The 11,054-nt window shown below is 59.0% G+C and carries 14 protein-coding genes; 9 read left to right on the forward strand and 5 right to left on the reverse strand.

The features are described from left to right. Positions 1–62: 62 nt before the first annotated feature. Entirely contained in the window at positions 63–818 is a 756-nt protein-coding gene (locus BZ163_RS26770; RefSeq protein ID WP_128873394.1) for a zeta toxin family protein, read from the forward strand. A 99-nt stretch (positions 819–917) separates the two neighbouring features. Here the strand turns inward: BZ163_RS26770 and BZ163_RS34960 are convergent, their stop codons facing one another. Beyond that, positions 918–1,169, reverse strand: a complete 252-nt coding sequence (locus BZ163_RS34960) for a hypothetical protein (protein WP_168187412.1) — start codon at positions 1,167–1,169, stop codon at positions 918–920. A gap of 130 nt (positions 1,170–1,299) precedes the next feature. On the opposite strand from BZ163_RS34960, the gene BZ163_RS26780 reads away from it, so the two are divergent. The 6 genes from BZ163_RS26780 (at position 1,300) to BZ163_RS26805 (ending at position 4,467) form a co-directional block, all read left to right on the forward strand. Next, positions 1,300–1,488, forward strand: a complete 189-nt coding sequence (locus BZ163_RS26780; protein WP_128873412.1) for a hypothetical protein — start codon at positions 1,300–1,302, stop codon at positions 1,486–1,488. A 308-nt stretch (positions 1,489–1,796) separates the two neighbouring features. After that, a complete protein-coding gene (locus BZ163_RS26785) occupies positions 1,797–2,168 on the forward strand; it encodes a bacteriocin (RefSeq protein WP_128873396.1) in 372 nt (123 codons plus the stop codon). A gap of 192 nt (positions 2,169–2,360) precedes the next feature. Continuing rightward, positions 2,361–2,795, forward strand: coding sequence for a glycine zipper domain-containing protein (locus BZ163_RS26790; RefSeq protein ID WP_128873397.1), 435 nt, complete (start codon positions 2,361–2,363; stop codon positions 2,793–2,795). A 128-nt stretch (positions 2,796–2,923) separates the two neighbouring features. Further along, a complete protein-coding gene (locus BZ163_RS26795) occupies positions 2,924–3,112 on the forward strand; it encodes a hypothetical protein (protein ID WP_128873398.1) in 189 nt (62 codons plus the stop codon). A 129-nt stretch (positions 3,113–3,241) separates the two neighbouring features. Then, a complete protein-coding gene (locus tag BZ163_RS26800) occupies positions 3,242–3,460 on the forward strand; it encodes a hypothetical protein (protein WP_128873399.1) in 219 nt (72 codons plus the stop codon). A 311-nt stretch (positions 3,461–3,771) separates the two neighbouring features. Then, positions 3,772–4,467, forward strand: a complete 696-nt coding sequence (locus tag BZ163_RS26805) for an HAD-IA family hydrolase (RefSeq protein WP_128873400.1) — start codon at positions 3,772–3,774, stop codon at positions 4,465–4,467. A 130-nt stretch (positions 4,468–4,597) separates the two neighbouring features. On the opposite strand, the gene BZ163_RS26810 is transcribed toward BZ163_RS26805, so the two are convergent. Beyond that, positions 4,598–5,344, reverse strand: coding sequence for a 3-oxoacyl-ACP reductase family protein (locus tag BZ163_RS26810; RefSeq protein ID WP_128873401.1), 747 nt, complete (start codon positions 5,342–5,344; stop codon positions 4,598–4,600). Positions 5,345–5,468: 124 nt separating this feature from the next. Here BZ163_RS26810 and BZ163_RS26815 point away from each other — a divergent pair, with 124 nt between their 5' ends. Then, positions 5,469–6,392 carry a LysR family transcriptional regulator gene (locus tag BZ163_RS26815; protein ID WP_128873413.1) on the forward strand — a complete coding sequence of 308 codons (924 nt, stop codon included), beginning with the start codon at positions 5,469–5,471 and terminating at the stop codon, positions 6,390–6,392. Positions 6,393–6,524: 132 nt separating this feature from the next. Here BZ163_RS26815 and BZ163_RS26820 read toward each other — a convergent pair whose 3' ends face one another. The 3 genes from BZ163_RS26820 to BZ163_RS26830 form a co-directional block, all read right to left on the reverse strand. Continuing rightward, the gene (locus tag BZ163_RS26820; RefSeq protein WP_128873402.1) at positions 6,525–7,253 is read right to left on the reverse strand and encodes an aspartate/glutamate racemase family protein; all 729 of its coding nucleotides are present in this window, start codon (positions 7,251–7,253) and stop codon (positions 6,525–6,527) included. 56 nt (positions 7,254–7,309) lie between these two features. Next, positions 7,310–8,851, reverse strand: a complete 1,542-nt coding sequence (locus tag BZ163_RS26825; RefSeq protein ID WP_128873404.1) for an NCS1 family nucleobase:cation symporter-1 — start codon at positions 8,849–8,851, stop codon at positions 7,310–7,312. Positions 8,852–9,450: 599 nt separating this feature from the next. Beyond that, the gene (locus BZ163_RS26830; RefSeq protein WP_128873405.1) at positions 9,451–10,191 is read right to left on the reverse strand and encodes a phosphoadenylyl-sulfate reductase; all 741 of its coding nucleotides are present in this window, start codon (positions 10,189–10,191) and stop codon (positions 9,451–9,453) included. Positions 10,192–10,364: 173 nt separating this feature from the next. On the opposite strand from BZ163_RS26830, the gene thrH reads away from it, so the two are divergent. Continuing rightward, positions 10,365–10,982: a bifunctional phosphoserine phosphatase/homoserine phosphotransferase ThrH gene (gene thrH, locus BZ163_RS26835; RefSeq protein WP_128873406.1), complete on the forward strand. Its 618-nt coding sequence runs from the start codon at positions 10,365–10,367 to the stop codon at positions 10,980–10,982. Positions 10,983–11,054: the final 72 nt, after the last annotated feature.

Raw genomic sequence — 11,054 nt, forward strand, 5'->3', positions numbered from 1 at the left:
GTCAAGTCCACTGCTAGACGGCCGGGAACACGCTGAAACTGCGAATGAACCGAGCACTGAAAATGACTCCCGAAGAAAAAGCCGTAGAAGAGGAGGCGTTTGAGTTCGCCAAAACAAACCGCGCGAGGTTAGCGAGGACAATTGCTGATACCGATGCATTTCCTTCGGAAGCGTCTCCACTGACCGTGTTCATGGCTGGCTCGCCAGGGGCAGGGAAAACCGAGATATCAAAAGGTTTGGTGGAGATGCTTGAGCAGGGTGTTGCGGGGTGTACGGCAAAGAAAATCTTACGAATTGATCCTGATGACTATAGATGCTTGATTCCGGGGTACTCAGGTGAAAATTCTTATCTGTATCACCGCGCCGTGACGAAAATACTGGAACGCGTTTTGGACAGGGTCTTTGAAAAGCGGATTTCGTTTCTGCTCGATGGAACGCTAGCGAGCATCGACGTTGCGAAGCGAAACATAAGTAGAGTTTTGGCTAGCCAACGAATTGCACAGGTTATTTACGTTTATCAGGAGCCGAGGCTTGCTTGGCAGTTTGTTCAAGCCAGAGAGATTACGGAAGGACGCAACATCCCATTGGATACTTTTGTCGCGCAGTATCTTGCCGCGAGGAGGAATGTAGTCGAGCTTCGGAGATGTTACGGCGAACGATTTTACGTGGACCTGATTATCAAGAATAACGATGGTACGGCTTCATTTTTTGAACGGGGTGTCAGCGTGGAGCAGATTGACGCTCTGATTCCCGACCCCTATGATCAATTCGAGCTTGTAGAGCTTTTATCCGGAGTTCAAGTGTATGAGCGTAGCTAACGACGGGGCATCCAGTCCCTTGACCGACTTCTTCACGAAGGCATCTGCTGATACCAGGCGGGATGTCTATAACACTGTGATCAGCAAAGCCATTGCTTCTCAACGGGATGTTATTGAGAAGGCAGAAGCGATCAAAAGGGCGAGTTCTTCAGCGGAAAAACACCCCTGAAGATTAACGTTGAGAATTTCCAAGCCCAGCCAAATGCTGGGCTTTTTTTCGCGCGGGCGCTGCAGGCGGATGCGGTGGCGGGACTGGATGACGAGATCATCATGCCGGCCGGGAAGGGCGTGATGGTGGTGGTATTTGTGACCGGCACGGCGGTCAAGCTGAAGCGAGTTTGCGCCGGCCATTCGTCGGGGACGGGGTGATCTGAATTACAAGTCCAGTAATGACCGGCTAGTCTGAAACGCCTTGGCGATCGATATTTATCAGGCAAAAGGGCTTGCCGGTGTCGATCCCGTTTTTGAGAGGGGCGAAGATATGGCTGATCCGTATATCGAAGACGACGGCGCAGAGTTTCCGATCAACAACTGCGTGCGATGTGGGCAGATCGATTATGTCGCGGGCTTCGGCGAAGACCAGACCCGCAACGACAAGATGAAATCCATGGCGCGCCCTGGGCCGAAGGCGAAATTTTTACCCAAGGTAGCGGCACTGTCCAGGAAGTAACGCACCCGCCAACCCCGTCATCGAGCGGGGTTTTTCAGGCGTCGGATAAATAATTGCCGGAAAGTGTTTTCCACGAAATCTTTCACAAACTTTTCACACCCATCGACGTAGTCTCAGCTCATCCGTTAGAAAGCAATACTCCAGCCCGTTTCCCCAGCGGGCTTTTTTTTGCCTGTCATAAAACCTTTCCCGAAAACGCTGTCAAACCGTCGCTGATAGTGAGGTTGTGACCGTTTATCCGGGTCGTTGCCTCCTCAAAAGTATTCAATGACCGACCTTTCGGTTCCCCCTTTTTTGAGGTTCTCGTTATGCGTTTGACTCTGCCTGCTCTGGTTCTGGGACTTTTGGTTGCTCAAGGTGCAATGGCGGCCGGCGATGGCACTGCCGCGCTGGGTGGCGGCCTGGGTGGTGCGCTGGGTAATGTGGTCGGCCAGAACATGGGCGGCAGCACCGGCGCGGCGATTGGTGCCGGTGTGGCCGGCGCAGCGGGCAGTGCGGTGGCCGCACGCAAAGGCAGCCGGACCAAGGCCGCCATTGGCGGTGGTGTCGGCGCGGCGGGCGGTTCGGTGATCGGCAACAGCCTGGGCGGCAAGACCGGTTCGACCATCGGCGCGGGCCTGGGCGGTGCATTGGGCGGCGGCGTGGGCAGCAACCTGGCCAAGGGTCACAAGCGTCACTGATCCTGCGCGATCGCTTCTGAGCCCGGCTTGAATGCCGGGCTTTTAGTATCTGGATGTTTCTGTGCCCTTACTCTTCGATTCGCCAGCGGTCCAACATTTATCGCTGACCGGATTCAGCGGGCGCGGGTGCTAGACTCTCGCCCATCCGTAGTGCGTTCTTCCCCCCCCGATACGGAATCAGAGGTTCATATCATGCGTTTGACATTGTCCACAGTCGTTCTGGGACTTTTAGTCGCTCAAGGAGCAATGGCTGCCGGTGACGGCACGGCTGCCGTAGGTGGTGGTATTGGCGGTGCGCTGGGTAACGTGGTCGGCCAGCAAATGGGCGGCAGCACGGGGGCGGCGATTGGTGCCGGCGTCGGCGGCGCGGCAGGCAGTGCGGTAGGTGCCCCCAAAGGCAGTCGGACCGAAGCGGCCATTGGCGGCGGTTTGGGCTCGGCTGGCGGCTCGGTAATTGGTAACAGTCTCGGTGGTTCGACCGGCTCGACCATCGGCGCAGGCCTGGGCGGTGCGGCGGGTGGTGCGGTGGGTAATAACCTGGGGACCGACAGCGGCAGTTCCCATTCCGGCAACGGCCATAAGCACAAGCACAAGAATAAGCACAGGAACAAGAACAAAAATCACTGATTCGACCCGCAATCAACGCGCAAACCCGGCCTGGCGCCGGGTTTGTCGTATCTGTGGCCCTGTAGCGGAACGATTGTCTGGCGGCCGCCTCGAACTTCATACACTCCCTGATTGTTGCGAGGACTGCCATGACGCCTGAAACCGAAGGCAAGGAAGAAAAAGGCCCAAGCGGGCTCCCGTTCATCAACGATCCCGGCAATGAAGACCCTGGCTCCCTGATGGATGACGCGACGGTGCCGCTCAACGATTCCGATGACGCCGGCGACGTGGGCAATACTGAATATGAAGAAGAGGATGAAGACGAAGACGAACAATGATCCGGCTCCGGTGACCCGGCTGACCGGTCGTCCGCCTGATCGAACGGTGGCCGATGTTCTGTCATCTAAAGTTCAGGACCTGGTTTCAGGCCCCCTGAGAGGTGTTTCAGGCCCCCTGAGAGGTGTTTCATGAACGCTGACCCCAAAGATTCCGATATCGACGACACGCCTGAATACCCGCTGCCTTCTCCAACCGACCCGCTTCCCCGCGACCAGCGCCCGCCGGATGACGACGCGGGCGTGGAACAAGTGCCCAACGATGATGTGCGGCGCACTGACACTGATGTCGAAGCTGCACCTGATGATCCGGACATTGCCGGTAACGACGGCTCCAACGAGCCGAGTTGACGCACGTCCTCGCCGCCGGTCAATCAAGCGGCACCGTTAAAACGCGCAGGCTGCCAGAAATCAGGTGAGCAACTTTTAAAGGAGTCGCACCTTGATCAGGTCAAAATTGACAGCCTCGACGGTGGCCGGCGTGTTGTCGGGTGAGTGATCGCTGAATCGCGGTCATCCTCCAGCACAGGTTTTTGCATTCGTCGGGCATGTTGCCGTTGCTCTATGCCGGCCGCGCTCGTTATGCTGCTGAACCCTTTAATCAATCACGGACCGGGCGTTGCCTGATTCTCCGGGATGTCATTGAAAACGGATCAGATGCGATGAATGCAGCGCTGAATGAATTCGGCCCGATAAAGGCCGTGATTTTCGATATGGACGGCTTGCTGCTGGACACCGAGGGCATCTACACCGAAGTCACCTCCATCATTGCCGGGCGTTACGGGCGGACCTTCGACTGGAGCGTCAAACAGAACATCATCGGCCGTGGCGCGGGTGATCTGGCGCGGTATGTGGTCGAGGCGCTGGACCTGCCGATTACGGCCGAAGAGTTTCTGCAGATCCGTGAACCGCTGATGCGCGAGCGTTTTCCAGCGGCGCTGGCGATGCCGGGCGCCCAGGAACTGGTTCGGCATCTGAAGGCCAACAACATTCCGATCGCAGTGGGCACCAGTTCCTCGCGTCAGTCGTTTGGCCAGAAAACCACCTTGCACCAAGACTGGTTTGCATTGTTCGACTTCATCGTCACCGCTGACGATCCGGAAGTCGGCGCGGCCAAACCGGCACCGGATATTTTCCTCACCGCTGCGCGCCGCCTGGGTGTATTGCCCGGGGACTGCCTGGTGTTCGAAGATTCGCCGTTTGGTGTCACGGCGGCCAAAGCGGCAGGGATGACGGCGATTGCGATTCCGGATGCGGCAATGGCCGACGAAAAGTACGCACACGCCGATGGCATTCTTCGTACGCTGAAGGCGTTCAATCCGAGTGCCTGTGGTTTGCCGCATCTCGACTGGGCTTGATGGGGGAAATGTAGGAGCGAGACCGGCTTGCTGGCGAAGACGGAGTGTTAGTCAACATTGATGTCGACTGACAGATTGCCTTCGCCGGCAAGCCGGTCTCCTACAGAGGGCTGCGGTTGACTGAGCGGTGTCAGGCGCCGAAACCACCGTCGATGGTCAGGCTGGCCCCGGTGATGTAGCCGGCCTCGGGGCCCACCAGGTAGGCGACGAAACTGGCGATTTCTTCCACTTGGCCATAACGGCCTACCGCCATCAACGGTATCAGGCTCTCGGCGAAGTCGCCGCTGGCCGGGTTCATGTCGGTGTCGACGGGACCGGGTTGCACGTTGTTGATGGTGATGCCCCGTGGGCCAAGATCGCGAGACAGGCCTTTGGTCAGGCCGACCAGCGCCGATTTGCTCATGGCGTATGGCCCGCCGCCAGCAAAGGGCATGCGCTCGGCGTTGGTGCTGCCGATGTTGATGATGCGACCGCCTTCGGTCATGTGCCGTGCGGCGGCCTGGGTGGCGATGAATACGCTGCGCACGTTGATCGCCAGGGTCTGGTCGAAGTCTTCGAGTGTGAAGTCTTCCAGCGGTGCGACCGCCAATACACCCGCGTTGTTGACCAGGATGTCCAGGCGACCGAAGGCTTCGACCGTGGCGGCGACGGCGTTGCGAATGGCTTCGGCGTCGGCACTGTCAGCCTTGATGGCCAAGGCCTTGCCACCCTTGGCGGTGATGCTGTCCTGCAATTCTTCGGCCTTGGCCGTCGAGCTGACGTAGGTGAAGGCGACCGTCGCGCCTTCAGCGGCCAGGCGTTTGACGATGGCTGCGCCGATACCGCGGGAACCGCCTTGAATCAACGCCACTTTGCCGCTGAGGTTGTGAGTAGTCATATCGATCTCCAAGTCCCGAGGCGAGGTGTCTCGGTTGATGGAGCCTAGTATCGATTCAGGATTACCGGCTGTGTAGACGGTAATTGCGATAGTCTGTGTAAACCAGAAGTTTATAGTGGCTGTTATGGAAACCTTCAGCAGTATCGAATGCTTCGTGCGCAGCGCCGAGGTCGGCAGCTTTGCCGAGGCCGCGCGGCGCTTGAGCCTGACCCCGGCGGCGGTGGGCAAGAGCGTGGCCAAGCTCGAGGCTCGATTGGGGGTGCGGCTGTTCCAGCGCAGCACCCGCAGCCTGACATTGACCGAAGCCGGTCATCTGTTTCTCGGCGAGGTCAGCGCCAGCCTGCTGACGATCCAGAATGCCGTGGCCAACCTGGCCAGCGCCGAAGGTCGACCGGCGGGCACATTAAAAGTCAGCATGGGCACCGTGTTCGGACGCTTGTACATCGTGCCGTTGCTCGGAGAGTTTCTGCGACGGTTTCCGGCCATCAACCCGGACTGGCATTTCGATAACCGGGCAAGTCGACCTGATCGCCAGGGCTTCGACGCGGCCATTGGCGGGGGATTCGAACTGCCTCAGGGCGTGGTGGCGCGCAAGCTGACGCCGGCGCATCGGGTGCTGGTGGCGTCAGGCGACTACCTGGCGCAGCGTGGAGCTATCGTCGAGCCCGATGATCTCCAGCATCATGACGGGATCCTGATTCGATCGCCGCAAACCGGTCGCGTGCGCTCCTGGCAGTTGACCAGTCGCACCCAACAACACAGTCCGTTGACGCTCAAGGCGCGGATGACCATGAGTGATTCCGAGGCTGCCTGCGCCACTGCAGCCCAGGGCCTGGGCATCGCGCTGGTGAGCATGCCGTTCGCTGTGGGTTATCTGGAGGCCGGGACTCTGCAGCGGGTGTTGCCGCAGTGGTATGTCGACGATGGCAACATTTCTATCTATTACGCTGAGCACAAACTGCTGCCGGGCAAGACCCGGGCGTTTGTCGATTTCATTATCGAGCAGTTTGCGGAGCGGGGGTTGGGGCAGCGGTTCAGTGCGATTTGAGCCTGACTCTGGACCGAGGTGTGGCCATCGCGAGCAAGCCCGCTCCCACAGGGTTTGTGTCTTGCCACGGTCATGTAAACGACACAAAACCCTGTGGGAGCGTGGCTTGCCCGCGAAGAACGATAACGCGGTTTATCGGCCAAACCGCCCCGGCCAACCGACAATTTTCTTCGGCCGCGGTGTCGCATAAGTCCGCACCTTCGACGTCGACAGCCCCAGCCGCACCAACGATTCGGCAATCGTCACCGCCGCCGTCACGCCATCCACCACCGGCACCCCCGTACGCTGACGAATCTGCTCGTCCAGCCCGGCCATGCCGCCGCATCCCAGGCAAATCACCTCGGCCTTGTCCTCAAGCACCGCCAGTTCCGCCTGACGGACAATGGCCTCCAGCGCGCGCTCTGGATCGGACTCCAGCTCCAGCACGGCCAAGCCACTGGCGCGCACTGACGCACAGCGGTCCCAGAGCCCCGACAGCTTGAGACGATCCTCGATCAGCGGCACGGTGCGGTCCAGCGTCGTGACCACCGAATAGGCATGGCCCAGGAACATCGCGGTGCTGGCGGCCGCATCGGTGATATCCACCACCGGCACGTTGAGCAATTCCTGTAACCCCTCGCGACCGTGCTCGCCGTAACCGGCCTGGATCACTGCGTCGAAAGGCTGGTCGTAGGCCAGTACCCGATCCATCACAGCGATGGCGGCCAGGTAGCTTTCAAAGTTGCCTTCGATGGACTCGGCGCCGAAGTAGGGCGTCAGGCCGATGATTTCGGTGCCGGGCGCGGCCACGGACTGCGCCGAGCGGGCGATCGCTTGGGTGATGGATTCGGTGGTGTTGACGTTGACCACGAGAATGCGCATGGAAAGTCCTTATGACGGATGGTTCTGCGGCCCGGCAGCGCCGGGCCGTCACGGGATTAATGACTGGCGTTGTCGACCGCGATGGATTCGCCGCTGACGTCGGCGTAGTGCGGCTGCCGTTTGGTGATGATCAGGTAGAGCATGGCGGCGATACCCGCGCCAATCAGCCAGGAGAAGGGCGATACGCTGTGGAAACCCGGCACCAGCGCCAGGACGATGGCGATCAGCGCTGCAGGAATGAACGCCGCCACGGCACGCAGATTGACCCCGCGGCTGTAGTAATAAGCGCCGTTGGGATCTTCACTGTACAGCTGCGGCACATTGACCTGTGCTTTTCGTACAAGCCAGTAGTCGACCATGATCACCCCGTACAACGGGCCGAGCAAGGCGCCGAGGCCGGACAGGAAATACACGATCACCAGCGGACTGTTGTAGAGGTTCCAGGGCAGGATCAGCACGGCAATGGTCGCACTGATCAGCCCGGCGCGACGGAACGTCAGGTATTTGGGCGCCAGGTTGCTGAGCACGAACGCCGGGGCGACAAAGTTGGCCATGATGTTCACCGCTACGGTCACGATCAGGAAAGCCAGGCAGCCGAGCACCAGGAAGAAAGTGTTGGGAATCGAGGCGATGATTTCGGTCGGGCTTTCGATGATCCGGCCATTGATCTGGAATTGCGCACCGCAGAGCAGGACGGTGATGCTGGCAAACACCAGGATATTCACCGGCAAGCCCCAGAAATTGCCGACCTTGATTGTCTTGCGGCACGGCGAAGAGCGGGCGAAGTCACAGAAATTCAGAATCAGCGTGCCGTAGATCGACAGCCACAGTGCACCGCCGGCAAAGATGTTGCGCCACATCTCGCCGCCGGTCAGCGGTTCGCGGATCGACCAGGCGATGGTTGCGTCGGCCTGGAAGTACATCCACCCGGCGAGAGAGGCGACGGTCAGCAAAATCACCGGTCCGGCAAATGCCTCGTAGCGCCGCACCATCTCCATGCCATAGGCGAGGATCGCCAGTTGTACTAACCAGATCGCCACGAAACATATCCAGCCCAGGCTCGACAAGCCAAGAATCGAATCGTGGTCGTAGTCGGCAAACCCGGGATGCACCGCCGTCAGCAGCACGCGCAGGACCACGGACGCCAGGTACGTCTGAATCCCGAACCAGGCGATGGCGATGATGGCGCGGATCAATGCAGGAATCTGCGCCCCGTGAATACCGAAACTGATCCGGCTGATGACCGGGAACGGCACGCCGGTTTTCTGGCCCATGTAACCGGACAGGTTCATGAAGCCGTACACCAGTGCCGCACCGATACCCAGGGACAGCAGAATCTGCCAGCCACCCAGGCCCAAGGCATACAGGCCGATGGCGAAGGAGTAGTTGGCGATGTTGTGAACGTCGTTGGTCCACAGGGCAAAGATGCTGTAGCGGCCCCAGCGCCGACCTTCGGCCTTGGTCGGTGCGAGGTCTTTGTTGTGCAGGCGTGGGCTGAGTACTACAGGTGCTTGAAACTTTTGATCGAGGGTGGCGGGTTCGGGGTAAGAGGAGGGCAGATCCAGCGCGATGTTGTTATTGGAGAGGCTAGTACGCATTCCGGCAGGCTCCTGAAGCTTGGCGCCGCGATGACTGTGCATGAGCGAAGGCTCGACAAATCTTCGTCGCGGGCAGTAAGCATCATTGATTACGGGGCATCTGCAGCCTGTACGGGATAGGGCGCTTCAGGCTTGCGGATCTAAAGTGTGTTTATGTTTTGCTGTGATTGTATACAAAACATGTATGCACTAAAGCCAGATCTATGCCAGTTGCCGAGCTAACAACTGGGGCGCTAATTCCGTTTTGTTATCTGGTTTGGCTAAGTAACTGAAAATAAATAAATATAAATTGACCGATCGAACAGGTATTTATTTATTGGCGGGGTTTGGGGAGAAAGGTCGCTGGGAAAGTCAGGCAAGGAGGATGTAACTTTTTGGGGCGTTGAAACTAAAAGTGCACACACAAATGGCACCTATGGTGACATTCGTGTGTACACATTTTTCAGGCTCATCACAGAACCTGTAGGAGCGGGCTTGCCCGCGATGGTCGTCAACGATAACGCGGCAAGCCTGACACCCCCGCTGCTTCCTCAGGTTCATCGTCGGAACGCCGCCCGGAGCAAGCTCGCTCCTGCAGGGGATTGCATCAAGCCGAGGAATTACGCCTTGGACTTGCTGATGATATTCCCCGCATGCAGCCCGCATTCTTTCTGCGTCGCTTCTTCCCACCACCAGCGGCCTTCACGCTCGTGCTGGTTCGGCAGCACCGGACGGGTGCAAGGTTCGCAGCCAATGCTGATGAAGCCGCGTTCGTGCAGGCTGTTGTACGGCAGCTCGAGCATGCGGATGTAACCCCAGATCTCTTCGCTGGTCATCTGTGCCAACGGGTTGAATTTGTACAGGGTGCGTTCCGGCGTCGAAAACGCGGTGTCGATTTCCATCACCGCGACGGCGCTGCGGGTGCCCGGGCTCTGGTCCCGACGCTGGCCGGTGGCCCAGGCCGTCACGCCGGACAACTTGCGACGCAGCGGCTCGATCTTGCGGATGCCGCAGCATTCGCCATGGCCGTCCTTATAGAAACTGAACAGGCCTTTTTCCTTCACGAAGGGTTCAAGTTTCGTGTAGTCCGGTGACACCAGCTCGATCTCGATCTGGTAGTGCTCGCGCACCTGATCGATGAAACGGTAGGTCTCGGGGTGCAGGCGGCCGGTGTCGAGGCTGAATACCTTGACGTTTTTGTTCAGCTTCCAGGCCATGTCCACCAGCACCACGTCTTCGGCGCCGCTGAAAGATATCCACAGGTCATCGCCGAACTCGGCGAACGCGAGTTTCAGGATGTCCTGGGCGGATTTGTTGGCATAGGTCGTGGCGAGTTCCACGACATCGAACGATGGGCTCATCAGGGCGGCTTCCTACAGGTCGGTGGCGCTGGGCGCTCTATATGGGGCTAATGGTAACAAAATCCTGCAGCGGCTGGTGCGCCCTCTGCGTTGCGCAGGCCCGCCCGAGTCGCTAGAGTTCGGCAGTCTTTTTGCTCGCTCGACTCAATAATCAATACAAATGGGAGTGTCTCGTGGAAATTGCCTGTCTGGATCTTGAAGGTGTGCTGGTCCCGGAAATCTGGATCGCCTTTGCCGAAAAAACCGGGATCGACTCCCTCAGGGCCACCACCCGGGACATCCCCGACTACGACGTTTTGATGAAGCAGCGCCTGCGGATCCTCGATGAGCACGGCCTGAAGCTGTCCGACATCCAGGAAGTGATCGCCACGCTCAAGCCGCTGGACGGTGCCGTCGAGTTCGTCGACTGGCTGCGTGAGCGGTTTCAGGTGGTGATTCTGTCGGACACCTTCTACGAATTCTCCCAGCCGCTGATGCGTCAACTGGGCTTCCCGACCCTGCTTTGCCATCGCCTGATCACGGATGACTCCGGTCGGGTGACGAGCTATCAGTTGCGTCAGCGCGATCCCAAGCGCCAGTCGGTATTGGCCTTCAAAAGCCTCTACTATCGGGTGATTGCGGCGGGGGATTCCTACAACGACACCACGATGCTGGGCGAGGCGGATGCAGGGATTCTGTTCCATGCGCCGGACAATGTGATTCGCGAGTTTCCACAGTTCCCGGCGGTGCACAGCTTTGAAGCGCTGAAGCAGGAGTTCATCAAGGCCTCGAATCGGGCCCTGAGTCTGTAGTCGATTTCGAGGGCGCCTTCGCCGGCAAGCCGGCTCCTACAGAGTGTTGACCGCATAATTGGGGGGCGGCAC

This window comes from Pseudomonas sp. VI4.1, from assembly GCF_002029345.1.
Classification (GTDB): Bacteria; Pseudomonadota; Gammaproteobacteria; order Pseudomonadales; family Pseudomonadaceae; genus Aquipseudomonas.

Coding starts and splice junctions, on each gene's coding strand:
- BZ163_RS26815 (WP_128873413.1), top strand. CDS start 5,469: ATGGAAACCTTCAGCAGTATCGAATGCTTCGTGCGCAGCGCCGAGGTC.
- BZ163_RS26820 (WP_128873402.1), bottom strand. CDS start 7,253: ATGCGCATTCTCGTGGTCAACGTCAACACCACCGAATCCATCACCCAA.
- BZ163_RS26800 (WP_128873399.1), top strand. CDS start 3,242: ATGAACGCTGACCCCAAAGATTCCGATATCGACGACACGCCTGAATAC.
- BZ163_RS26790 (WP_128873397.1), top strand. CDS start 2,361: ATGCGTTTGACATTGTCCACAGTCGTTCTGGGACTTTTAGTCGCTCAA.
- BZ163_RS26825 (WP_128873404.1), bottom strand. CDS start 8,851: ATGCGTACTAGCCTCTCCAATAACAACATCGCGCTGGATCTGCCCTCC.
- BZ163_RS34960 (WP_168187412.1), bottom strand. CDS start 1,169: ATGGCCGGCGCAAACTCGCTTCAGCTTGACCGCCGTGCCGGTCACAAA.
- BZ163_RS26785 (WP_128873396.1), top strand. CDS start 1,797: ATGCGTTTGACTCTGCCTGCTCTGGTTCTGGGACTTTTGGTTGCTCAA.
- BZ163_RS26795 (WP_128873398.1), top strand. CDS start 2,924: ATGACGCCTGAAACCGAAGGCAAGGAAGAAAAAGGCCCAAGCGGGCTC.
- BZ163_RS26810 (WP_128873401.1), bottom strand. CDS start 5,344: ATGACTACTCACAACCTCAGCGGCAAAGTGGCGTTGATTCAAGGCGGT.
- BZ163_RS26805 (WP_128873400.1), top strand. CDS start 3,772: ATGAATGCAGCGCTGAATGAATTCGGCCCGATAAAGGCCGTGATTTTC.
- BZ163_RS26830 (WP_128873405.1), bottom strand. CDS start 10,191: ATGAGCCCATCGTTCGATGTCGTGGAACTCGCCACGACCTATGCCAAC.
- BZ163_RS26770 (WP_128873394.1), top strand. CDS start 63: ATGACTCCCGAAGAAAAAGCCGTAGAAGAGGAGGCGTTTGAGTTCGCC.
- BZ163_RS26780 (WP_128873412.1), top strand. CDS start 1,300: ATGGCTGATCCGTATATCGAAGACGACGGCGCAGAGTTTCCGATCAAC.